This is a genomic window from Mucilaginibacter defluvii, assembly GCF_039543225.1.
Lineage (GTDB): Bacteria > Bacteroidota > Bacteroidia > Sphingobacteriales > Sphingobacteriaceae > Mucilaginibacter > Mucilaginibacter defluvii.
Genome location: NZ_BAABJI010000002.1, coordinates 319,869 through 342,744, shown reverse-complemented (window position 1 = coordinate 342,744; position 22,876 = coordinate 319,869). Strand labels below are relative to the sequence as shown.

18 protein-coding genes and 1 pseudogene are annotated in these 22,876 nt (G+C 43.7%); 10 read left to right on the top strand and 9 right to left on the bottom strand.

Annotated elements, in window-relative coordinates; all coding sequences use genetic code 11:
- Positions 1–41: 41 nt before the first annotated feature.
- On the top strand, positions 42–752 hold the full coding sequence (locus tag ABD960_RS07770; protein WP_345330448.1) for a siderophore-interacting protein: 711 nt from the start codon (positions 42–44) through the stop codon (positions 750–752).
- A gap of 95 nt (positions 753–847) precedes the next feature.
- Here the strand turns inward: ABD960_RS07770 and ABD960_RS07765 are convergent, their stop codons facing one another.
- Both ABD960_RS07765 and clpB read right to left on the bottom strand, forming a co-directional pair.
- Positions 848–1,573, bottom strand: coding sequence for an RluA family pseudouridine synthase (locus ABD960_RS07765; protein WP_345330447.1), 726 nt, complete (start codon positions 1,571–1,573; stop codon positions 848–850).
- 149 nt (positions 1,574–1,722) lie between these two features.
- Positions 1,723–4,335, bottom strand: coding sequence for an ATP-dependent chaperone ClpB (gene clpB, locus ABD960_RS07760; protein WP_345330446.1), 2,613 nt, complete (start codon positions 4,333–4,335; stop codon positions 1,723–1,725).
- A 202-nt stretch (positions 4,336–4,537) separates the two neighbouring features.
- On the opposite strand from clpB, the gene ABD960_RS07755 reads away from it, so the two are divergent.
- Positions 4,538–5,884 (top strand): sensor histidine kinase, encoded by a 1,347-nt coding sequence (locus ABD960_RS07755; RefSeq protein ID WP_345330444.1) that lies wholly within the window; start codon positions 4,538–4,540, stop codon positions 5,882–5,884.
- Here ABD960_RS07755 and ABD960_RS07750 read toward each other — a convergent pair.
- Both ABD960_RS07750 and ABD960_RS07745 read right to left on the bottom strand, forming a co-directional pair.
- Positions 5,865–7,316 carry an ATP-dependent DNA helicase gene (locus ABD960_RS07750; RefSeq protein ID WP_345330443.1) on the bottom strand — a complete coding sequence of 484 codons (1,452 nt, stop codon included), beginning with the start codon at positions 7,314–7,316 and terminating at the stop codon, positions 5,865–5,867. The genes ABD960_RS07755 and ABD960_RS07750 overlap by 20 nt on opposite strands.
- A gap of 39 nt (positions 7,317–7,355) precedes the next feature.
- On the bottom strand, positions 7,356–8,984 hold the full coding sequence (locus ABD960_RS07745) for an ABC-F family ATP-binding cassette domain-containing protein (RefSeq protein ID WP_345330442.1): 1,629 nt from the start codon (positions 8,982–8,984) through the stop codon (positions 7,356–7,358).
- A 229-nt stretch (positions 8,985–9,213) separates the two neighbouring features.
- Here ABD960_RS07745 and ABD960_RS20985 point away from each other — a divergent pair.
- Together ABD960_RS20985 and ABD960_RS20980 are read left to right on the top strand one after the other, a co-directional pair.
- Positions 9,214–9,588, top strand: a pseudogene (locus ABD960_RS20985) (PAS domain-containing protein); the annotation flags it as partial.
- A 351-nt stretch (positions 9,589–9,939) separates the two neighbouring features.
- Positions 9,940–11,064, top strand: coding sequence for a sensor histidine kinase (locus tag ABD960_RS20980; RefSeq protein WP_425563478.1), 1,125 nt, complete (start codon positions 9,940–9,942; stop codon positions 11,062–11,064).
- Between the two features lie 341 nt (positions 11,065–11,405).
- Here ABD960_RS20980 and ABD960_RS07735 read toward each other — a convergent pair whose 3' ends face one another.
- Positions 11,406–11,801: an SRPBCC family protein gene (locus tag ABD960_RS07735; protein ID WP_345330440.1), complete on the bottom strand. Its 396-nt coding sequence runs from the start codon at positions 11,799–11,801 to the stop codon at positions 11,406–11,408.
- Positions 11,802–11,816: 15 nt separating this feature from the next.
- Positions 11,817–12,458, bottom strand: a complete 642-nt coding sequence (gene pyrE, locus ABD960_RS07730; protein WP_345330439.1) for an orotate phosphoribosyltransferase — start codon at positions 12,456–12,458, stop codon at positions 11,817–11,819.
- Between pyrE and ABD960_RS07725 the strand changes: the two genes are divergently transcribed.
- Positions 12,457–13,089, top strand: a complete 633-nt coding sequence (locus ABD960_RS07725) for an NUDIX hydrolase (RefSeq protein ID WP_345330438.1) — start codon at positions 12,457–12,459, stop codon at positions 13,087–13,089. The two genes, pyrE and ABD960_RS07725, sit on opposite strands and share 2 nt — an antisense overlap.
- Here the strand turns inward: ABD960_RS07725 and coaD are convergent.
- Positions 13,064–13,525, bottom strand: coding sequence for a pantetheine-phosphate adenylyltransferase (coaD, locus tag ABD960_RS07720; protein ID WP_345330437.1), 462 nt, complete (start codon positions 13,523–13,525; stop codon positions 13,064–13,066). The two genes, ABD960_RS07725 and coaD, sit on opposite strands and share 26 nt — an antisense overlap.
- 113 nt (positions 13,526–13,638) lie before the next feature.
- Here coaD and gatB point away from each other — a divergent pair, with 113 nt between their 5' ends.
- From gatB to ABD960_RS07705, 3 genes are all read left to right on the top strand, one after another.
- Positions 13,639–15,111 (top strand): Asp-tRNA(Asn)/Glu-tRNA(Gln) amidotransferase subunit GatB, encoded by a 1,473-nt coding sequence (gene gatB, locus ABD960_RS07715; RefSeq protein ID WP_345330436.1) that lies wholly within the window; start codon positions 13,639–13,641, stop codon positions 15,109–15,111.
- A complete protein-coding gene (locus ABD960_RS07710) occupies positions 15,108–16,229 on the top strand; it encodes a redoxin domain-containing protein (protein WP_345330434.1) in 1,122 nt (373 codons plus the stop codon). The genes gatB and ABD960_RS07710 overlap by 4 nt, the downstream gene beginning before the upstream one ends.
- Before the next feature lie 95 nt (positions 16,230–16,324).
- A complete protein-coding gene (locus ABD960_RS07705) occupies positions 16,325–17,014 on the top strand; it encodes a response regulator transcription factor (protein ID WP_232175450.1) in 690 nt (229 codons plus the stop codon).
- Between the two features lie 77 nt (positions 17,015–17,091).
- Here the strand turns inward: ABD960_RS07705 and ABD960_RS07700 are convergent, their stop codons facing one another.
- Together ABD960_RS07700 and ABD960_RS07695 are read right to left on the bottom strand one after the other, a co-directional pair.
- Complete coding sequence (locus tag ABD960_RS07700) at positions 17,092–19,818, bottom strand: carboxypeptidase-like regulatory domain-containing protein (protein ID WP_345330431.1); 2,727 nt, start codon at positions 19,816–19,818, stop codon at positions 17,092–17,094.
- A 98-nt stretch (positions 19,819–19,916) separates the two neighbouring features.
- A complete protein-coding gene (locus tag ABD960_RS07695) occupies positions 19,917–20,246 on the bottom strand; it encodes a hypothetical protein (RefSeq protein ID WP_345330429.1) in 330 nt (109 codons plus the stop codon).
- A gap of 158 nt (positions 20,247–20,404) precedes the next feature.
- Here ABD960_RS07695 and ABD960_RS07690 point away from each other — a divergent pair, with 158 nt between their 5' ends.
- Together ABD960_RS07690 and ABD960_RS07685 are read left to right on the top strand one after the other, a co-directional pair.
- A complete protein-coding gene (locus ABD960_RS07690; RefSeq protein ID WP_345330428.1) occupies positions 20,405–20,740 on the top strand; it encodes a MerR family transcriptional regulator in 336 nt (111 codons plus the stop codon).
- 44 nt (positions 20,741–20,784) lie between these two features.
- A complete protein-coding gene (locus ABD960_RS07685) occupies positions 20,785–22,875 on the top strand; it encodes a ComEC/Rec2 family competence protein (protein ID WP_345330427.1) in 2,091 nt (696 codons plus the stop codon).
- The last annotated feature ends 1 nt before the right edge of the window (position 22,876 follow it).

The window sequence follows — 22,876 nt, the reverse complement described above, 5'->3', positions numbered from 1 at the left end:
TAAGGATTGCCCTTATTTTGTAAGTACTAAACATTTACAAAATGAGCACATTACTATTATCACGCATAAAAAAGAAAGCTACCCAAATTTTAGAGAACCAATTTTTAAAAACCGGTCACGTACTTGAAAGCCGGCTATGGGGCACCGACGATATTGTTGAAATTGATATGCACCTGCCATCAGCCAATATGGATTGGAACGAGGTACAGCATATTAAATGCAAGGTTGCTGATTTTACCTATCGGGATTATACGCCATCGGCCTGGGATGCTGAAACACAAACCTGCACACTTTACATTGATATAAACCATAAGGGCCCGGGAGCAACATGGGCTAAACAATTAAAAAAGGGTGATACTGTAGAATACCTGGGCATTAGCACAACCAGGCACACGCCTGTAAACACCTCTGCAATTATTTGCCTTGGCGATGAAAGCGCTATCGGCCATTTACTTGCATTACAACAGCTTACACAACCCGCCACACGTTTTTCGGGCGCGGTGGTGATGAATGATAGCGCCAACCGCAGCCTGTTTAACGAGTACTTTAAAACATCGTTACAACCAGTTGAGCGCAGCGATAGTTACGGCCATCACTCCCTTATTAAGTGGCTGCTGCAGCAATCAGAAAACCTTGAAAACACTATATTTTATCTTGCCGGAAATTCAACCATGGTGGCGCAACTACGGAAAACACTGCGCGGCCAGGGTTATAGCTCAGGCCAGATTAAAGCACATGGGTTTTGGCAGTAGACCTCTCCTATGGAGAGGGTAAAAATAATAAAAGAACGTCCTAAAGAGATTGCTTCGTATTACGTAATGACGTGATTGGAAGAGCAGTAAAATAATTAAATATCAAACTTATCCAACAACTTTAACAGCGTTTCAAAGTCTTTTGGATATGGCGCGTTGATAGTAATGTCTTCGCCATTCATCAGCTTAAAGGTCACCTGGTAAGCATGCAGGGCAAAGCGTTTCATAATCGGCTGCTCTTCCTGGTCTTTACCTAAATGATATTTACGTTTCAGTTTAGACAGAAACACGGGCTGGCCTTTATACATATCATCACCTGCTATAGAGGCGCGCTGTGTAGCCAGGTGGATACGGATCTGGTGCATTCGGCCGGTTATAGGGCGGCACTCTACCAGTGTGTAATGCTTATAATATTTTAATGAGTTGAACCAGGTTTCGGCGGGTTTACCTTCCTGCCTGCTGATAGTAACGCTGCCTTTGCCCACGTTTAATATTGGCAGGTCAATTTGCAGGTCTTCAAATACGTGGGTTCCATCAATAACGGCGTGATACACCTTTTTTACTTTACGACGCTCAAACTGCATAGATACCCAGCGGTAAGCTTCGGGGTGCTTGGCGAAAATCAGCGCGCCGGAGGTTTCCTTATCCAAACGGTGGCATATCTGCGCGTCATCACTGTAGGCCTTAGCCAGGCGCAACATACTGATCTCACTGCTGCCTTCTCCCCGCTCATCTAGCGAGCTAATAAAAGGCGGCTTGTTCACCACAATTATATCATCGTTTTCAAAAAGTATCTGGTCGGCAAACTTGGGTATTTTCATAACAAGCTGCAAAAGTACGGTTTTAAATGCAAAAGAGCCGCCCGCAGGCAGCTCTTTTACTATATGATGGAGTTATTATATTTGTTTGAGTTACAGGAAGGCAAATGGTTTAATGCGTTAACATTTTTGACATTTCACCCGCCTGCGGATCAACCTGCTACTGCATCGCTTTCATTTGCATTTAAAAACACAAATTGATTATCAAACATATCCAGCTTAATAGTGCTGTCCTTATCTACCTTACCGGCGAGTATTTGTTTCGACAGCTCATTCAGGATTTTTTTCTGAATAACCCGTTTTAACGGACGGGCGCCAAATTGCGGATCGTAGCCCAGTTGTGCCAGCCAGTCAAGCGCCTCGTCTGATGCCTCGATATGGATGCCCATTTCGGCCAGCGTTTGCTGCACCTGCCTGAACTGTAGTTTAACAATATCGCCTATCTCATCGCGTGTTAACGGTGTAAACATGATGATCTCGTCGATCCGGTTCAAAAACTCCGGCCTTATGGTTACGCGAAGTAACTCAAACAATTGATTTTTTGTTTTGGCGATGATCTCTTCACGGTCGTCATCCAGGTCGGTGAAGTTTTCCTGGATAATATTTGAGCCGATGTTTGAGGTCATGATGATGATGGTGTTTTTAAAGTTCACCACACGGCCTTTGTTATCCGTTAAACGGCCATCATCCAATACCTGTAACAGTATATTAAACACATCCGGATGTGCTTTTTCTATCTCATCCAGCAATACCACGCTGTATGGTTTGCGGCGTACGGCTTCAGTTAACTGTCCGCCTTCGTCGTAACCCACGTAGCCCGGAGGCGCTCCGATCAGCCTTGACACCGCATGGCGTTCCTGGTATTCGCTCATATCAATACGCACCAGGGCGCTTTCATCGTTGAACAGAAACTCGGCCAATGCTTTTGCCAGCTCGGTTTTACCAACACCGGTGGTACCTAAAAAGATGAACGACCCGATTGGCTTGCGCTTATCCTGCAAACCGGCACGACTACGGCGTATGGCATCGCTGATAGCCTCAATAGCTTCCTCCTGCCCAGCTACACGTTTATGCAGTTCTTCTTCCAGGTGCAGCAGCTTTTCGCGCTCGCTTTGTATCATTTTTGAAACCGGGATGCCTGTCCAGCGGGACACCACACCGGCAATATCGTCGGCGGTAACTTCCTCTTTCAGCATGCGGCTGTCTACCTGCTGCTTTTGCAATTCTACCTTTAGCTTTTCAACCTCATCTTGCGTTTCGCGGATGCGGCCGTACCGTAGCTCTGCTACCTTGCCGTAATCACCTGCACGCTCAGCCTGGTCAGCTTCCAGCTTAAAGTTCTCTATCTGTTCAACCTTTTGGTTGATGCTGTCCACCAAATCCTTCTCACTTTGCCATTTGGCGCGGATAGAATCACGGTCGGCACTCAGGTTAGCAATCTCTTCGCTCAGCTCGGCTACCTTCTTCTCGTCCTTTTCACGCTTGATGGCCTCACGCTCGATCTCCAGCTGCATAATACGGCGTTCCAGTTCATCAACCGCTTCCGGTACCGAATCCATTTCGAGGCGCAATTTACTCGCTGCCTCATCCATCAGGTCAATAGCCTTATCGGGCAAAAACCTGTCGGATATATAGCGTTGCGACATTTCAACCGCCGCGATAATCGCCTCGTCCTTAATGTGCACTTTGTGGTGCTGCTCATAACGTTCCTTTAATCCACGCAGGATTGAGATCGCGTCCTGCGGATCAGGCTCATCTACAGTAACCTTTTGGAAACGGCGCTCGAGGGCTTTGTCTTTCTCCACGTATTTTTGATACTCGTTAAGCGTTGTGGCGCCGATAGCCATCAGTTCACCACGGGCAAGGGCCGGTTTCAATATGTTGGCCGCGTCCATAGCGCCTTCGCCGCCACCTGCGCCAACCAGCGTGTGTATCTCATCAATAAACAAGATGATCTCGCCATCGCTTTGTACCACCTCTTTTACCACGGCTTTAAGGCGTTCCTCAAACTCACCTTTATATTTGGCACCGGCAACCAGCGCGCCCATATCTAACGAGTACACGGTTTTAGTTTTTAAACTTTCAGGCACGTCGCCTTTAATAATGCGGAAAGCAATACCTTCGGCGATAGCGGTTTTACCCACACCGGGTTCGCCCACCAATACCGGGTTATTTTTGGTACGGCGAGATAGGATCTGTATCACACGACGTATCTCCTCGTCGCGGCCAATAACCGGATCCAGTTTGCCTGATTCGGCGTACTCGTTGAGGTTACGGGCGTATTTGTTGAGCGCGTTGTAGGTGGCCTCGGCATTTTGGTCGGTTACCTTACTATCGCCACGCAAACTAACAATGGCTTTTTTAAGGTCCTTTTCATTCACGCCGGCATCCTTTAAGGCAGTAGCCGTTTTATCATTAGATGCAAGGATACCGAGTAATATATGCTCAACCGATACAAACTCATCCTTAAACTCCTTCAGATATCCCTGCGCCTTTTGCAAAGCGCTGTTAGCGTCTGACGATAAATATATATTACTGCCGCTCACCTTCGGGAACGAGGCGATCTGCTGATCCAGCACATTGCCGAACCTATTAAGGTTAACATTCAGCTTTTTTAATAAGTAGCTTATTACGTTTTCATCTACCAGCAGTAACGCCTTTAGCAAATGTGCATTCTCAATAGCCTGCTGTTGATTACCGGTGGCAATCTCCGAAGCCTTTTGTACAGCTTCCTGAGCTTTTATGGTAAAGTTGTTAAAATTCATAGCGGTAAGTGTTATTCAAATAGTTTACCAATAAATAATAGCTGAAAAAATGTCGGCTAAAATCAGCCAAACCGCCTTTTTGTCTTTTTTTAGTGTTATTTATCATTATAACAACAGCCAATAATTCAGGTTTTTTTAGCCTTGCAGGTTGTGCAATATTTTTGTTACATTTGACCAGCTGACCATTTATAATATTTTTGTTTTGGATGTTGATATAACCGGAACGGCAACCATTAAAAGCCGTGCAGAATTCCGGAATTATTATATGCTGCAAAATCTAAAGAGTATCAAAAAGCTCTGTTTGATATTTTTTGCGTTTAATGTTGGCTTTCGTGTATTTATCACCGCTTTTCCTGCAAGTCTTACCCGCATTCAGAACTTCCCTGAGTTTGATATTAGTAACTGGGTGCATATTTGCGCAGCTCCTTTTTTTTACCTGGGCGTTAACACCTTATATAAAAAGATAAGACGTTTGCGTAAGGCTGACGCTATGATGTCCTTATTCACCGTCGTCTTCGCTTTATATATTATAATGAGCGGGATGGCGTCAAGCTTTATAGTAACCTATGTACCCAGCGACAACCTTATCGTTTTCATGATCGCCCTGACGGTTATCAGCATTATATGCGTATTTGAATATGGCCACACCATGTTTATAACCCTGATAACGGGCGCTGTATTTACCTTGTTGATAACGGCCTTATCCCACAGCCCTACCGAAATACTGTATAACGAGCTTTTATGCTGTATTTTGCTTCTTGGCTTCTTCCTGATGTCCAGATATAATTTTAATTACAAGGCCAACCATTTTTTGCAATTGGTAGAGATCAATAAACAAAACCGGGAGATTGCCCGGGCCAGCAACTTTAAAACCGAAGTATTGGGGATGGTAGCGCACGACCTGCGTAACCCAATAGCGGCAATTGAGTCGGTGGCTATGCTGATGGAGATGGATGCCGCCGATGATGATACACTGGAGAATATCCATCTGGTGAAGCAATCGTGCGAGAAAGCCAGATCCATCATCGATGATTTACTGGAAAGCGCGCGGAATGATAACAATGCCGATTTTGCCGTTAAGGCAACGGAAATGAATACCTTCCTGAAAAACCTCATAGATTTATGGAACCAAACACCTAACATACCCAATCATATTGCTTTCAAAGAAGCGCCTCAACAGGCGTTTGCCGATATTAACCCGGAAAAGTTTCAGCGGGTGATAGATAATCTTATAAGCAACGCCGCCAAATTCTCAAAGGATAATGATATAATTGAGATAGCGTTTTCTATTGAGTTAGCGCAATTGAAAATAGAAGTTACTGATCACGGTTTAGGTATTCCTGATGATATACTACCCAATATATTTGACCGTTTTTCAAAGGCGGGGCGCAGTGGCCTGCGTGGCGAACATTCTACCGGCCTTGGTTTGAGTATTGTAAAGCAGATAGTGGAGCGGCATAACGGGAAAATCGAAGTAAAAAGCACGGTAGGCCATGGTTCAACCTTTGTTATTTATTTACCGGCGAGCGCTAATCAGCCGGCTCAGTAGCACCAAAAAACTTCTCATTAAAGTTAACGAGGTAAAGCTCGTCGGTCGCCCGGGTACAAGCGGTATAAAACCAGCGCAAAAAATCGGTATTTACCATTTCTTCAGTCAAAAATCCCTGGTCAACAAAAACGGCCGGCCATTGCCCACCCTGGGCTTTATGGCAAGTGATGGCGTAAGCGAATTTAATTTGCAAAGCGTTATAATAAGGATTAATCTTCAGCTCCTCATGCTGTGCGCGCTTACCATGAATATGCACGTAATCTTTCATTACTTCGGTATAAAACCGTTTCTGATCGGCAGGTAAAAGCGCGGGCGCTTCTGAATAAAGGGTATCCAGCAATACCTTACATTCAACTATCGGGTCTTCGGCATAATCGGTAAATTCCAACAACACGTTAGCGAACCTGAATCCATATAACTCCTCAATATTGCGGACTTTGCGAACGCGCGCTATATCGCCGTTGGCTATAAAGCCCGTACTGCCCTCTTCCTGTTCCTTTAACCAAAAATAGTTGTTCTTAACCACCATTACCTGGTCTCCGCCGGTAAGCTCTTCCTCGCGCCACAGTATGCGCCCGCGTATCTGGCGATTGTATAAGTTAGCGTTTTTGTTAGACCGGCAAATAATCAGGGTGCTATCGCTGCCATACTTACTGTAGGCATAATTCAGGCCATCCTCGAGCCTGTCGCTGCCCATCCTGAACACATCCTTATAACCCTTTGTTGTAATACGCGGTATGCGTGTATCTTCCAAACGTATCTGGTTACGTACATTGGTTACGTTGTATAATATACCGGAGTTTTTTTGCTGACGCAGAACGTCGGTCAGCTCGTAATGGAATATGGTGAGGCCGAAGCGGTCTTTCATCAACGGTATATCCAGCGCCGGGCTGTCTGCCGAACCAACCGGCGGCAATTGCGCCGTGTCACCAACCAGCATCAGCTTACAATTGTTGGTGTTGTAAACATAATTAACCAAATCATAAAGTAATGACCGGTAGTTGTTGCCGCCTGCTTCGTCGGATATCATAGATGCTTCATCCACAATAAATATGGTATTGCTGGCCATATTTTCGGCAATACTAAAACCTTCATCAACGTTTAATGCCGATTTTTTTCGATAGATACGCTTGTGGATAGTGTAAGCCTTGCGGCCCGAATATGCGGTAATCACCTTAGCCGCCCGCCCTGTAGGCGCAAGCAAAACATATTTGTAGTTGTAACTGCGCAACGCCTTAACCAGGGCGCCCACAATAGTGGTTTTACCGGTACCCGCGTAGCCTTTCAAAATAAAGCACTCGTCGCCAACATCGCTCAGCAAAAAGCGATGCAATACGCCAAACAGTTCGTTCTGCTGTTCAGTAGGTTCAAACGGAAATGCCTTTTGTATATTTTGGATGGACGACACGCACAAATATAAAAAACCCTGCACAGGCTTGCCGGCAGGGTTTTCATTTAAATAATATTTAAATTAAACAGCGGCGTATAGCTCTTCGCGCTGCTTTTTAACCGCCTCGCTGTTGATGTATTCATCATAGCTCATCAGCTTATCGATGGTACCTGCCGGTGTAATTTCAATAATACGGTTGGCTACGGTTTCAACCAGCTCATGATCTCGCGAGGTAAACAATATCGTCCCGCGGAAATCTTTCATACCGTTGTTCAATGCAGTGATTGATTCCAGATCAAGGTGGTTAGTTGGCTCATCAAATAATAAAACATTGGCCTGCTGCAACATCATTCGGCTAAACATGCAACGCATTTTTTCGCCTCCCGATAGTACGCTGCACTTTTTTAGTACTTCCTCACCGCTAAACAACATACGGCCCAGGAAACCGCGGATAAACTGGTCATCCTTTTCGCCCGGGGAGTACTCACGCAGCCAATCGATCAGGTTATCATTCTTACCCTCAAAATATTCGGCATTCTCAATCGGAATATCAGCTATGTTTATAGTAACTCCCCACTTAAAGTTGCCGGTAAAATCTTTATCACGCCCGGTAATTACATCATAAAAGGCACTTGTAGCCAAACTGTTTTGCGAAAGTATGGCGATCTTGTCGCCCTTGTTTACCATGAACGAAATATCATTAAACAGCACTTCTCCGCCCGACGTTTTGCCCAGTTTTTCCAACTGCAAAATCTGGTCGCCTGCCTCGCGGCCGAGGTTGTTGAATATAATGCCCGGGTATTTACGGTTTGACGGCTGTATCTCGTCAAGGTTGATCTTGTCCAATGCCTTTTTACGGCTGGTTGCCTGCTTTGATTTAGAGGCGTTTGCGCTAAAGCGGCGGATAAACTCCTGCAACTCCTTCACCCGGTCTTCCATCTTCTTGTTCTGGTCAGCACGCTGCTTGGCCGCTAACTGGCTTGATTCGTACCAGAATGTGTAGTTACCGGTATAAATGGTCATCTTGCTATAATCGATATCTACCACGTGTGTACACACCGAATCCAGGAAGTGCCTGTCGTGCGATACCACTAAAACAGTAGCTTCATAACCGGCTAAAAAGTCTTCCAGCCAACTAACCGTATTAATATCCAGATCATTGGTAGGCTCATCCAGCAGTAATATATCGGGGTTACCAAAAAGGGCCTGCGCCAATAGTACGCGTACTTTTTGTTTGCCATCAAGTTCTTTAACCAGTTTATAGTGCAAATCCTCTTTGATGCCCAGATTGCTTAATAAAGTAGCGGCGTTACTTTCAGCATTCCAACCGTCCATTTCGGCAAATAGATTTTCCAGTTCACCGGCACGCTCGCCATCGGCATCGCTAAAATCCTCTTTCAGGTAAATGGCGTCCTTTTCCTTCATCACGGCATACATCTCCTTATGCCCCATCAGTACGGTCTCAATTACCGGAAACTCATCAAACTCGTAGTGATTTTGTTTTAACACCGCCATGCGCTCGCCCGGAGTAAAACTTACCGAGCCGGTGGTTGGATCAACCTCTTTTGAAAGAATTTTTAAAAATGTTGATTTACCTGCACCGTTAGCGCCTATTATGCCGTAACAGTTGCCGCGGGTAAATTTCAGGTTGACATCTTCAAACAAGGTACGTTTACCATACCGTAAAGTTAAATTTGATACTGTGATCATTCGTGCGCCTTTATTTCGTGCAAAATTACGGTTTATTAATGCAACAAAAAAACATTAGGCAAATGATGGCGAATTATACTTTACATAATACATAAGGATTCAGAAAAATCGTTTTATTGCATCATTTTAAAACTTTTGAGAATATTATTAATTTACCCGTGGTATTGCAGGCAGCTAAATAATATTTAATAAAGTGATAGCTTTACATATAGCCTGCAACCTAAAGGATATGAAAGAAGATGTTTACAAAATTGTAGCTGACCATGATCTGGCCGGTTTTTGGGACTTTGATATACCCAATATAGCGTGGACGGCAAGCCTGTCGTTCAAAAAAATGCTGGGTTATGATGACGACCAGCACCCCTTGCCTGAAAATTGGGAAAAGTTGGTGGTTGATGAGGACTGGGAGATGGTTCGCAGGCATATTACCACAAGTATTGAAAAAGGCGGAGCGCAGCCTTTTAACATCACCCCGCGTTTTTTACATCGCAACGGTGGCATACGCTGGATAAACTGCAAAGGTAATGTAGTGGAGCGCAATGCTGAAAATAAGCCGACCCGGCTGGTAGGCATCAATGTTGATGTTACGCGGCACATACTTGCCGAGCAGGAGCTTACCAACAATAAGGATCTGCTTAACAAAACCAACCTGAGTATAAAACTCGGCGGCTGGGAAATTGATATTGAAAATAACAAGCTGGCCTGGACACAGGTAACCAAACAACTATACGGCGCCGATATCGACTACATGCCCGCGATTAGTGTGATGTATAACATGTACAAGCCCGGCCGTTGCCAAAGGTTAATGCATGAGGTATTTTCGGACATTGTTGAAACGGGCGAATCATTTGATGTGGAAACCATCATGATTAACCAGCAGGGTAAGGAAGTATGGGTACGCATAATAGCGCATGCTGAGTTTGAGAACCGGCAATGCTCAAAAATATATGGCACGCTGCAGGATATAAGCGAACAGGTAGCCGTTAGGCAAAATCTTAAAAATAGCGAGGACCGGTTTGAAAGCGCGTTTGAAAATTCGCCTACAGGTATGGCTCTGGTATCGCCCGAAGGGAAATGGTTAAAGGTAAACCGCATACTGGCCAACAGCCTTGGGTATACAGCAGAGGAATTTAGCCGGCTCACCTTTCAGGCAATCACCCATCCGGATGACCTGGATGCAGACCTCGAGCTGCTTGAAAAGCTGGTTAACGGGGATATTCCCAAATACGAGATGGAAAAACGCTATTTCCATAAAAATGGCGACATCATCTGGGCTTTGCTCAGCGTGTCTATAGTTCGGGATAGCGAAGGCAACCCGCTGCATTTTGTATCGCATGTGTATGATATCACGGAGAAAAAGTTACAACACCGGCAAATACAGGAAACGCTTGAAATAGTAAGCGATCAAAATAACAGGTTGTTAAATTTCGCCTACATCGTATCGCACAATTTGCGTACGCACTCCGGTAATTTTCAGTCGCTTATTGAACTGGTGAATGATCTGAACACAAGTGATGATGAGCGGCAGGAATATTTGCATTTACTTGAAAATGTATCCACTCAGCTAAACGAGACTATATTGAACCTTAATGATGTAGTATCAATACAAGCTAACCGTAACCTGCAAAAAACACCGGTTAAGCTTTACCAGTATGTGCAGCAAACCATTGAAACATTAACGCCCGATATAAATAGGTATGATGTTAAAATTGACAATAACGTGCCGCATGATGCTGTCGTATATTTTCATCCGGCATATCTCGAAAGCATTTTACTCAATTTTTTAACAAACGGAATTAAATACCGCAGCCCGGAGCGACAACCACACATTCAAATAAGCATAAGCAATTGTGTTAAGAATGACTATTTACTGATTACTGATAACGGAATGGGTATTGATCTGGAAAAGCACGGGAAAGATCTGTTCGGTATGTATAAAAAGTTTCATGGTAATGCCGATGCCCGTGGTATTGGCCTTTTTATTACAAAAAATCAAATTGAAGCGATGGGTGGTAAAATTGAAGTGGAGAGTGCCTTAAATATGGGTACCACTTTTAAAATATCATTACCCAAAAGTTAAATAAATTTAAAATAAATCGCTTACTAATTTCGTTAAAATAATACGATTCCACAATCAGGCAAACTTCTCCAAATGTGCTATTTATGACTAAAAATCAACAATTGTTAAAACTAAACGGAATTCTTTATCGTTACTATACTATATAAACCAATTTAACCGGCACTTAAAGATTATAGATTTGATACAAGCTTCGACCCATATTTAGTAAATGAGTTAAAAACAAGTTCAACACATTAGTTATGGTAGCTTTAATTATAGGATTGATAGTTATTAACGTGTTGTTAGTACTATCACGCAACTCAACCTCTCACAGGGAGATGTATTGATTGCCTCGGAACCAATTATACAAACAGTGCTGCCAGGGCAGCCGTTTCGTGGTCGGCTAATTTTTGCAGAGGCCCCGAAGCAAACATTTTCATCATCATATTAAGTTCGGCGGTTATGGAGTACTGCACGCTGGTATGGCCTGCCTCCTGCGCCAACAGCCATCTAAAATTAACTTTAAACGGTGGCTCGTCTACCGCAGTGATACTGACCACCGAGTCCTCAATTCGTTGATCTACAACCAGCCTCAGGCTGGCCATGTTTTGTATACTAAAACTTATTTCATCAGCGGTTGATCGCCAGTCCTGCACATGAGGTGGCATTAACTGCTGATGATTATTCATATCGCTTAAAAAAGCAAACAGTTCGGCCACCGGCCTTTCAATATGTACAATGCTCTCAAAAACGGTCATGGCAGATAGTTTTAATTATTGTCCCCAGGTTTCAGGGCTGGTACGCCATTGTTTTAAAACCTCTACATCAGCCGGTAAAATATATTGATGCTCCTCAGCATATTTCAGCAATGCGCTGTAGTTTGATAAGGTAAAGAACGGGCAGCGCGCTTCCTTAAAATTTTCGGTAGCTACATCAAAACCGTAGCTGAATATCGCAGCCAAACCGGCAACGTCATATTCCGCCTCGCGCAGTGCCTCAACCGCCTGCAAACTGCTTTTACCTGTTGATATCAGATCCTCAATAACCACTACCCTTTTACCGGTAAGCACATCGCCCTCAATAAGGTTTCCGCGGCCGTGCTCTTTGGCTTTCGCCCTTACGTACACAAACGGCAAACCCAGTTCCTGCGCTACCAGCGCGCCTTGCGGTATGCCCGCAGTGGCTACACCGGCAATGCAACCTACAGCGCCAAATTCCTCCTGAATAAGCGCTGAAAGCCTTTGCCGGATGTATGTACGAATTGACGGATGTGACAGTGTAATACGATTATCACAATAAATTGGCGATTTCCAACCCGAAGCCCATGTAAAAGGTTTGTTAGGTTGTAATTTAATTGCTTTAATTTGCAACAGGAATTCGGCTACCTGTTGTTCCGTCTCAGTATAATTAAACATGGCCCAAAAATACAGAATTTATATCAACGAAAAGGTTATTCTGATAACAGAAAAAGCCCCGGAGAATGCAGAGAACCATCAATTAATTGACGGTCAAACCTTTAATCTGAAAACTATTTATCCCAAGATACTCAAATACAACATAAGTCAGTTTTATGTGATATGTGAGGATGCTAAAGAGTTTATCAGGAACGTTGAGAAAAGCATAACGCTGATTGAGGCGGCCGGCGGACTGGTAAAAAATGAGGAAGGTAACTATTTATTCATCTACCGCAATGATAAATGGGACCTGCCAAAAGGCAAACTGGAAAAAGACGAAAGCCGCAAGGAAGGTGCCGTGCGCGAAGTGGAAGAAGAATGTGGCATAACCGTTAGTAAGCTTGGCGACAAGATTTGCAAAACCTACCATGTTTACACGATAAAACGCCAGGTGGTTTTAAAGAAAACCCACTGGTATGCCATGAAACATAAGGGTAACGAAAAACTTAAACCTCAAAAGGAAGAAGGAATTACCGATGTACGCTGGTTTAAAAAGAGCCAGGTAGATACCATATTGCAAAACACCTTTCCATCCATTGTTGATGTACTGGTAAAAACCAAGTTGATTAAAGAAAGGCCAGCGCTTCCTTAGGGATGAACTGGCTTATATCGCCTCCGTGGCGCAAAACATCGCGCACGATGGTTGAGCTGATGGCCGAGTAGCCCGGCTTGCTTACAATAAATATACTTTCAATATCAGGCGCCAGGGTATGGTTCATTTGGGCTATACCTTTTTCATACTCAAAGTCTGACACGGTACGTATACCCCTGATCATGTAATTGGCATCAATGCTCCGGCAAAAATCAACCGTAAGGCCCTCGTAAGCAATTATGTGAATTTTGGGTTCGGTATTGAATACAGCGCGCAGCATCTCCTGCCGTTTCTCGATGCTTAAAAAGCTCTGCTTACTGCTGTTTACGCCTATGCCGATGTAAACCTTATCAAACAAACCTACCGAGCGCTTTACAATGTCGACATGCGCTTTGGTAACAGGATCAAACGAACCGGGAAACAGTGCGATATTCATGGTAGTAAAGATGATAAAAAAATGCGAAACGGGTTATTGAAATTGCATTTAAGGCTAAGTATGATATTAACTTTATATATTTGGCTTTTTGCCATCGGTATACTAAATAATATATGACGAGTTTTACAGACGGGTTGAGCGATAAGTACGAGCTTGTAGTAGGTTTGGAGGTACACGCCCAGCTTTCTACCCAAAGCAAAATGTTCTCGGCCGATTCTGCGGCCTTCGGCGCCGAACCTAATCATCACATCAGTATGGTATCATTAGGTCATCCGGGCACTTTGCCTTTTACCAATAAAACGGCAGTTGAATATGCTGTAAAAATGGGGTTGGCTTGTAATTGCGCTATCAATAAACACAACTCGTTTGCCCGTAAAAATTATTTTTATGCCGATTTGCCTAAGGGCTACCAGATATCACAAGACCAGGCGCCTATTTGCCTTGGCGGTTACGTACAGGTAAAGCTGAGCGGCGGCTCAACAAAAAAGATAGCGCTTCACCATATTCACATGGAAGAAGATGCTGGCAAAAGCTCGCACGACGGGCATCATACGGATTCTCTGATTGATCTGAATCGTGCAGGCGTTCCCCTGTTAGAGATTGTTACCCAACCGGATTTGCGCAGCGCCGAAGAAGCCGGGCAGTTTTTGACTGAAGTGCGCCGATTGTTACGTTATCTTAACATCTGCGATGGTAACATGGAAGAAGGCAGCATGCGTTGCGATGCCAACATATCCGTACGTTTACATGGCCAAACTGAATATGGCAATCGTTGTGAGGTAAAGAACCTTAACTCAATACGTAACGTTCAACGTGCTATAGAGCATGAATTTGCCCGCCAGGTACGTGTGATTGAAGCTGGTGGCCACATCGACCAAAATACATTGAACTTTGATGCCGATACCGGCGAAACATCGGTACTACGCAGTAAGGAAATGGCAAATGATTACCGCTACTTTCCGGAGCCCGACCTGCAACCGCTGGTACTTACTGAGGATTACGTAGAACAAATTCGCGCGCAGCTCCCTGCCCTGCCCCAACAACTTTACAATAAGTATGTGAATGAGCTGGGCCTGAGCGATTATGATGCCAGTGTAATTACCGCCGACCATGACATGGCCTTGTTTTTTGAGCGGCTTACTGAAAAAACTGCCAACTATACAGCTGCAGCACATTGGTTGATGGGCCCGGTTAAGTCATACCTTAACGAGGGTGGCCATTCTTTCAGCACGCTAACCATTACCCCAGATCACCTGGCCGGTATAATTGAGCTGATTGAACAAGGTAAAATTAACAACACAGTTGCCGCGCATAAGCTATTCCCTGCCCTGCTTGAACAACCCTCAAAAACCGCGGCTGAACTGGCGCAGCAACTCAACCTGCTGATCTCGGCCGATGGCAGCGAACTTGATGGTTTTATCCGTCAGGCGCTGGATAAATATCCGGACAAGGTGAAAGAATATCACAAAGGTAAAAAAGGCGTTGTCGGTTTATTTATGGGCGAGGTGATGAAGCTTTCAAAAGGAAAGATTGACCCGCAGAAAACCAACCAATTATTAGTAAAACAATTAGAAGCAAGTAAATGAAATTCCGTTTAGCACAATATACCCTAATTGCCGGCGCACTGTTTATGGCTGCCTGTAGCAATAAGGATTCATCATCATTTAAAGTAACCGGCGAATTAAAAGCACCAGGCGATGCAAAACAAGTACAGTTGCTGCAAATGGACAGTACCGAACTGCGCCCTGTTGATTCCGCTACCATTCAGGATGGTAAGTTCGAGTTAAAGGGTGTATCTCCCTACGCTGCATTTTACCGTTTGAAAATTGGCGAGAATGAATATGACCTGATTGCCAAAAACGGCGAAGAAATAACCTTTAAAGTCGGCGCTAGAAAAAACAGCTATGAAATTAAAGGTTCCGACGAATCGGACAAACTAAAGGAATTCCATCAAAAAACAGGCGTATTCGCGGAGCGCAACACCAAGTTATCAGAGGAGTTTGAGGCTAAATCGCAAGCGTTGGGCAAACAGTCCGACTCGTTGCTGAATATTTACCGTCCGGCATTTCTGAAAAACCTTGCGGAGTACAACAAAGCCGCCATGAAATTTGCCAATGACAACAAAAGCTCATTAGCCGGTTTTTACGCAGCTACTTCTGTTGATCCGCGCAGCTATGAACAACAACTGATTGCTTATGCCGACGCTATAAAGGATAAGTTTAAGGATAACCCGATCATCCAGCGTTTTGTTACGCAGATGATCGCCATAAAACCGGTTTCGGTTGGCCAGAAAGCACAGGACTTTACTATACCTGGTATCGACGGAAAAAATATCAGCCTGGCCGATTACAAGGGGAAATATGTAATGTTAGATTTTTGGGCATCGTGGTGCGTACCCTGCCGCCAGGAGAACCCGAATGTGGTTAAGCAATACAACCTGTATAAATCAAAAGGGCTGAACATACTGGGTATCTCGCTTGATGATGATAAGGCTAAGTGGCAGGCTGCTATAAAAGCTGATGGTTTAGCCTGGACTCATGCTTCAAACCTGAAGGGTTTTGAAGGACCTGTTGAACGCATGTACCAGATAACCGCTATTCCATCAAATTTTATAATTGACCCGCAAGGTGTTATCGTCGCCAAAAATATAACCGGCCAGCAACTTGAAGAATTTTTAAAGAAAACTTTTAGCAAGCCTCAATAAATTGTTAAACCAAAGTAACGCTTAACAAATAATTAATATTAGTTTAACTATTTACTTCAATTAAGCGTATACTTTTATACCAAAAATTTAACCTGATGAGCTACGCTACAAAACAGAAAATTCTTATTGTTGATGATGAACCGGATATATTAGAGCTGATTGAATACAATTTAAAGAAAGAAGGATACCAGGTTTTTTTGGCACATAATGGTCAGGAGGCTGTTACCGAGGCTAAAAGAACTTTACCCGACCTGATAGTACTTGATATAATGATGCCTAAAATGGATGGCATTGAGGCTTGCCGCATTATGCGTACCATGCCCGAGTTTAAAAATACCTTTATGGTGTTTTTAACCGCCCGCAGTGAGGAATACTCTGAAATTGCCGGCTTTAACGTGGGCGCTGATGATTACATTGCTAAGCCTATTAAGCCGCGCGCTTTGGTTAGCCGCATTAATGCTATTTTAAGGCGCAATGCTCCTGCTGAGGAAGTAGTTGATAACAAACTGGAGATTGAAGACTTGGTGATTGACCGTGAGGCCTACCTGGTTTACAAAAGCGGCGAAAAAGTTGTACTTGCCAAAAAGGAATTTGAGCTACTTTATCTGTTAGCTTCCAAACCTGGCAAAGTATATACCCGCGAGGTTATCCTGAAAAACATCTGGGAAGATTCGGTAATCGTAACCAACCGTACCATAGACGTACACATTCGCAAACTGCGCGAAAAACTGGGCGAAGATTATATCTCTACCGTAAAAGGTGTAGGTTATAAATTCGGCGCTTAATCTTATTTATCATAAATGCAGAGAGGCGGTCTATTTTATAGATCGCCTCTCTGCGTTTGTATGCTATCGCTTAATGGTTATTGCACCTTAAAGCGGTATACGGTACGGCCCAAATGGCCGCTGGCATCGGTACCTTCAACAATAACCTTGTAAGTACCCGGGCTATCTGCTGTATAAAATTCAACAAATGTTTTGCCGGTGGCTTTGTCAGTTTGTACGCGCGGGTTCCAGTAAATTGTACTGCGCAAATCAGCGCCAAAGGCTTTGTTGCCCGGCAAGTATTTTGGCGAATAAAATGTTTTGGCTACATCATAACCTTTAGGTGATAGTTTGGCTACGCTTGGCTGCGGCAGCAAATCCTGCAATTCCTGAACAGATATTTTTGTACCCTGCGGGGCCTTTTTAGTATAAACCGATAATACACCGTTTGTTTGATAAGTGCGGTTAACCAACCCAAGATCGTCGCGCAAAAACACTTCCACTGATTCTATATCCGCGCCTCTCAAGCCTCTCAGGTAATTTACATCAACCGGGCTGCCTTGTGCAAATATGGCCATTGGCACCCGCTTGCCCTGGTTATAATCGCGGCTTACGTAAAACGCTTGTGCCTGGGCATCGTAAGTTACGCCCGGCGCCATACTTTGTAAACAGCTTAGCACATCAGGGCAACTCTTTAACTGTTCGCCGGTAACTACCCTCGCATCAATTGAGCTTAGGCCCGATAAAGCCGAAAACTGCGTATGATCCGTCAATTTAGGTTTTGCTTTAGCCTTGATGACAACCTCCTGCAACGTAGTTGAGTTATTGATAAACTTCTTACTGTTTTGCAGGTAAGCATTCATCATCGTATCTATGTTCAAAACGTCATCGGCGTGCGATATGGCTTTACCGGAGTTAGGGAAAGTGATCGGGTCAACCATCACCATCAGGTTTTTGGAGTTATAATTGTTCTTGGCACTTACAACTACCTGCGATGAATCCGTAAATATCAGGTTGGTAAATTTAAACCTACCCTCACCATCAGTTACCGTGCGCGTGGTGTAAAACTTACTTGGTATTTGCAAGGTTATAGTTCCGCCTTTTACCGGCATACCAGTGTTGTTGCGCAGTGTACCCGTTATATCAATGCCCTGCTCCGGTAAAAAGAATACCTGCGGAAGTTTGTTACCTATTACCTCGCGATAGGTAAACCTGCGGTAGCCTTGCGTAAGCATCAGCACATCTAAATGAGAGTAAGCATTTTTATTGGATGGCGAGAAATAGTAATTAGGGTCTTCTACATAGCCTTTAATATCCGATGTGAGCAATAAGCTGCTCAGTATCGTCGTTTCGGCATTTTCATTAGTCTTTACTTTACCTTCATCTATCACAGCTAATGATAAATCACCAACAGCCGGTGATACACTATTTTTAGCGGATACGTTGAGCCTCACCTTAGCCCGGTTATTATACGATGGCTTTTCGCCTGCAACGTTAAGGGTAAGCAAATCGCTGCTGTGTTTCACAAAAACCAGTCGTTCGCTAAGCGGTTGCCCGTATGATGTAAGCAAAGTTAATTGAACTACCCCGGTCGGAAATTTAGATGTAGGTATAAATGCCGAGTATGAGGTTTTGGTAAGGGTTGTCTGTGCGGCATAGCATAAAACGTTCCCTGCCTTGCCCACTATATAAAATACCTTGTTCTGGTTCTTTTTCAGGTATGTTGAATCTGCTGAGATCACCACCAGCATTTTGCCGGTATCAACCGGGTTTACGTTTAAGTTAACACCGCTGGTTTGTGGCCGGGGCAAATCGTAGCTTTGGCGTGTTCCATCCGCAAGGGTAACATCAGCCTTGTAGTTTTTACCTGGCTGAGGCGTTAAATCAAACACTCCCATACCGGCATGTTTGGCTTCGCAAACGGCAACTGCCGCGCCCGTTTCATCGGTAATATTAGCTTTAAAGCCCATCTCAAGTCCGTTAGGTTGAACCGCCTTTATCGCGATCTTTGTAGCGACTCCTGCAAGCAAATTTCCCCCTTCCGGAAAAAACTGAACATCAACAGGACCAGCAACGGTACTTAATGGTATGGCACTTGTTTGATCCTGCCTGTCTGCCCCCTCATATGTTATGTTCAGGTAAGCGGTGCTCAGATCAGTATTTTTACTATTCGGAAAAACGATATTCAACTGCCCGTTCTTTTCAATCGCACCTTTCCCTTTAGCCAGTTCATTGTCTCCTGATGTAACCGTCCAGCTTACTTTTTTATCGCCGAAAGCGCCCCCATTCTGATCAGTGAAATTTACATTGGCCGCTATTTCAGAAACCTGGTTATTTACGCTTCTTTTAAGGTTAGTTAAAGCGATAACAGGTTTTATAGCGTTGCCTACGGGGATGGTTTTACTAAAAAAGTATTCGCTATCAAAATTGGCCATCCATTTGGTATAGGCCTTTACATGATAATTATCCTGGCCGAAACGCTCCTTATTTAAAGCTAACATACCTGATGTAGTACCATCTTTAACCGGCAGTGTGAGCGATTCAACCAAAGCATCCTTGCCATTATAAACATCTACATAGATGATTTTGCTGTAAGGCGATGGCATGTTAAGCGTATAAGTAAGGTAACCTTTAAACCATACAGTATCGCCTACCGCATAGTATGGCTTATCAAAATGCAGGTACACCTTTTCTATAGGGTATGCCTCTGCCACCTTACCGTACTTTTCGGCCAGATCCTTAAGCGGTACGCTGTCGCGCTGGGCGAAAACTGTGGTAGAAAAAATTGTTAGTAACAGTAAAAATAAAAATCGCCTCGCTATCATCAACTTTTGGAGTTTAATCAAAAGCTAATATAGAAAACCATGGGTTAACGCGATCACCTATTTTAAGGTTTTAACATATTTTCACACTACCATGAATATTACCTGCGTTTTTTGCGGGCCTTTACTGGCTCAATATTATTATGATTTACGGCGATTGCTTTGGCTGCTATCACCTGCTTTTGTGCACGGCCTTCAACGGTTTTTGCCTGCGGCGTAAGTTTGGTAGTTCTGCGCTTTTTAGCCGACGGCGTTTTCTTTGAAGATGATCTTACTTTACTTGCAGTGCTTAAGTCTTTGCCCTTATCGCTAAAGTCATCCCCGGTTACCAGGTTGCCTTGCGGACCTGTTAACATATAGGTAACGGTTTCCTTAACCTTTCCAAAAAAACCTTTTTCATCCTTAACCGGCCCTGATGATCTCGAACTCATGTTATAATCCTTTCTGCATCTTCAATTAATGATAACTCTAACACAATAATTTAACAACGGTTAACGTGTAATGTTCAGATAAACGGCCAGAGTAGCTGCATTAAATATTTATATACACACCAAAACCTGTTATATTTGAGGTGTTAATGTAAAAGAGTATGCCTTATAAAGAACGCGAGATAAGCAAGATGTATTACACTATGGGCGAGGTATCGGCCATGTTTGATGTTAACCAGTCGTTATTGCGTTTTTACGAGAAAGAGTTTGATATACTGCAACCCAAAAAGAATAAAAAGGGTAACCGTTATTTCACTAACGAGGATATTGAGAACCTCAAGATAATTTTCCATTTGATACGCGATAAGGGTTATACCATTAACGGCGCAAAAGAGCACATGCGCAACAATATGGGCGAGAGCAAAGATCAGCAGCGTGTGCTAAACGCGCTGGAAAACCTGAAAAAGTTTTTATTAGAGGTGCGCGATCAATTGTAACCTTTTCATCTTTATAACCTCAACCTGCACATCCTGATTATAACATGAAAGCAAGCCATAAGCACGCCTATCCGTTTGTGTTATTGCTTGCACCCTTTGCCACGGGTATTCTGTTTTCTATTAAAGTGCCGGATATCTCCAGCCATACCTGGCCGGCATGGTTTTGCTTTATAAGCGCCGTTTTATTTATTCTGCTGAATGTTTTTTATAAAAAACTTAAGGTTTTTAAGTACGCCTGGTTGGGTAGTTTACTTGCAATTATTTTTCTGTTTACCGTTGGCGTGGTATTTGCCAGCCAATCCACATTGATTAACCGGCGCGATCATTTCTCAAAAGTAAATGCCACCGCACTTGTGGTTAATGTAGCAACCGAACCTGTCCGTAAAAACGAGAACTTTCGGTTTACCGGCATAGTTAACCAAGCAGGAATTAAAAAAGGCAAATCGAAAACGGTAAGCGGAAAGATAGCGGTAATGCTAAGTGATAAGGGGCAACCCGTTACCTATGGTGATATGCTGATTGTTCCGGCTAATTATAAGCCTATAGCGCCGCCGCTCAATCCGGCGGAATTTAATTACTGGCAGTACATGGCCCACAAAAACATTAATCATCAACTTTACCTCAATCCCGGTAATTATATTACCATACGCAAAAATACGGGCAATGCAATAATTGCCTATGCGCAACGGCTGCGTAAACGCCTGGTTGATAAATTCACCTCGGGCATACACGATAAACAGGCCGCGGCAATTGCCTCTACCTTAATATTAGGTTACAATGCTGAGTTAAGTAATGATGTTTTACAAACATACTCCAAAACCGGAACCATCCACGTACTGTCGGTATCAGGGGCGCACGTGGGGTTGGTTTATTTTGTACTTGCCCTGTTGCTTGCGCGCTTTAATACTGGTACAAAACGCAGGCTGGTTGTAACACTTATAATCATTTTATGTATATGGGGATACGCGTTGTTGACGGGTTTCTCGCCGCCCGTATGCCGCGCCGCTATGATGCTGTCGTTCATATTGATCGGCCGCTGCTTTGCCCGGCGGATAAACCAACTGAACATCCTGGCGGTATCGGCGTTCATCAGCCTATTGGCTGATCCGATGCTTATTACCGATGTAGGGTTTCAGCTTTCTTATATTGCCGTAGCCGGACTCATCGTAGTTCAACCGCTGATCTATCAAAAGTTCAGTTTTAAAAATAAGCTTGCAGACAAGCTGTGGCTGGTGTGTTCTGCTTCCATCGCCGCGCAACTGGTAACCCTGCCGCTTAGCGTCTGGTACTTTCACCAGGTACCGCTTTATTTTTTGATAAGCAACTTAATTATTCTGATCCCATCAGCAGCTATTATGTACGTGGGAATATTGTACTTACTCATGCCGAAAACCTGGATGATAGCCAAGCATTTAGGCTTTATGCTGGAGAAGATGATCCTTTGGATGAACAACACGCTCGCCTCAGTAGAGCACGCCCCGTTCTCTGTAATTGATAAAATCTGGCTTAATCCATTACAACTTACGCTTGCAATAATTACTATAGCCTGCCTTATCTACTGCCTGTATCGCTTCAACAGAGTTGCGGCTGTTATAACTATTAGTATTGTAACAATGTTCGCTATCAGTTTTATGGGGAAATCAATTAGTTTAAATCAAGGCAAAGAACTCATATTTTTCAGCCTGCGGAGTAATACGGCAATCGCGGCGAGAAAAGGTAGAGAGCTAACGCTGATAACCGATCTGGAGCAAAACAGCAAAACCTTTCAATACTCCATAAAGCCTTACCTCGATAGTTGCGGGGTTGAGACGCTCAACTTAAAATTACCGAACAATAGTTTTAGTACAGACTATATTACTCATGATAAAAGCTCATTGAACGTATTAGGGTACCGTATATTGTTGCTTGATAATTATCAGCCGAACATCGACGCCGATACTTACAACTTCATCTACATAACTAATAAAGTCCGGCTAAAAGACGTCAAAAGCATTACAGCGCACAAGGGGATATGGATTTTAAGGATGGGTAGATTTGCGGATAAAGATTCGGCCATCAAACTACTGAATAGCAGGCGCATAAAATATATAATAAACGGTAGTAACAAAGCATTGTTGATACCGTCTAAACAATAAA

Excerpts from the sequence above, each read along its gene's own strand:
- ABD960_RS07705 (WP_232175450.1), top strand. The coding sequence starts at position 16,325 with ATGAGCTACGCTACAAAACAGAAAATTCTTATTGTTGATGATGAACCG.
- coaD (WP_345330437.1), bottom strand. The coding sequence starts at position 13,525 with ATGAATATCGCACTGTTTCCCGGTTCGTTTGATCCTGTTACCAAAGCG.
- ABD960_RS07695 (WP_345330429.1), bottom strand. The coding sequence starts at position 20,246 with ATGAGTTCGAGATCATCAGGGCCGGTTAAGGATGAAAAAGGTTTTTTT.
- ABD960_RS07685 (WP_345330427.1), top strand. The coding sequence starts at position 20,785 with ATGAAAGCAAGCCATAAGCACGCCTATCCGTTTGTGTTATTGCTTGCA.
- ABD960_RS07700 (WP_345330431.1), bottom strand. The coding sequence starts at position 19,818 with ATGATAGCGAGGCGATTTTTATTTTTACTGTTACTAACAATTTTTTCT.
- gatB (WP_345330436.1), top strand. The coding sequence starts at position 13,639 with ATGACGAGTTTTACAGACGGGTTGAGCGATAAGTACGAGCTTGTAGTA.
- ABD960_RS07735 (WP_345330440.1), bottom strand. The coding sequence starts at position 11,801 with ATGACCGTTTTTGAGAGCATTGTACATATTGAAAGGCCGGTGGCCGAA.
- pyrE (WP_345330439.1), bottom strand. The coding sequence starts at position 12,458 with ATGTTTAATTATACTGAGACGGAACAACAGGTAGCCGAATTCCTGTTG.
- ABD960_RS07690 (WP_345330428.1), top strand. The coding sequence starts at position 20,405 with ATGCCTTATAAAGAACGCGAGATAAGCAAGATGTATTACACTATGGGC.
- ABD960_RS07765 (WP_345330447.1), bottom strand. The coding sequence starts at position 1,573 with ATGAAAATACCCAAGTTTGCCGACCAGATACTTTTTGAAAACGATGAT.
- ABD960_RS07725 (WP_345330438.1), top strand. The coding sequence starts at position 12,457 with ATGGCCCAAAAATACAGAATTTATATCAACGAAAAGGTTATTCTGATA.
- ABD960_RS07745 (WP_345330442.1), bottom strand. The coding sequence starts at position 8,984 with ATGATCACAGTATCAAATTTAACTTTACGGTATGGTAAACGTACCTTG.
- ABD960_RS07770 (WP_345330448.1), top strand. The coding sequence starts at position 42 with ATGAGCACATTACTATTATCACGCATAAAAAAGAAAGCTACCCAAATT.
- ABD960_RS07710 (WP_345330434.1), top strand. The coding sequence starts at position 15,108 with ATGAAATTCCGTTTAGCACAATATACCCTAATTGCCGGCGCACTGTTT.
- clpB (WP_345330446.1), bottom strand. The coding sequence starts at position 4,335 with ATGAATTTTAACAACTTTACCATAAAAGCTCAGGAAGCTGTACAAAAG.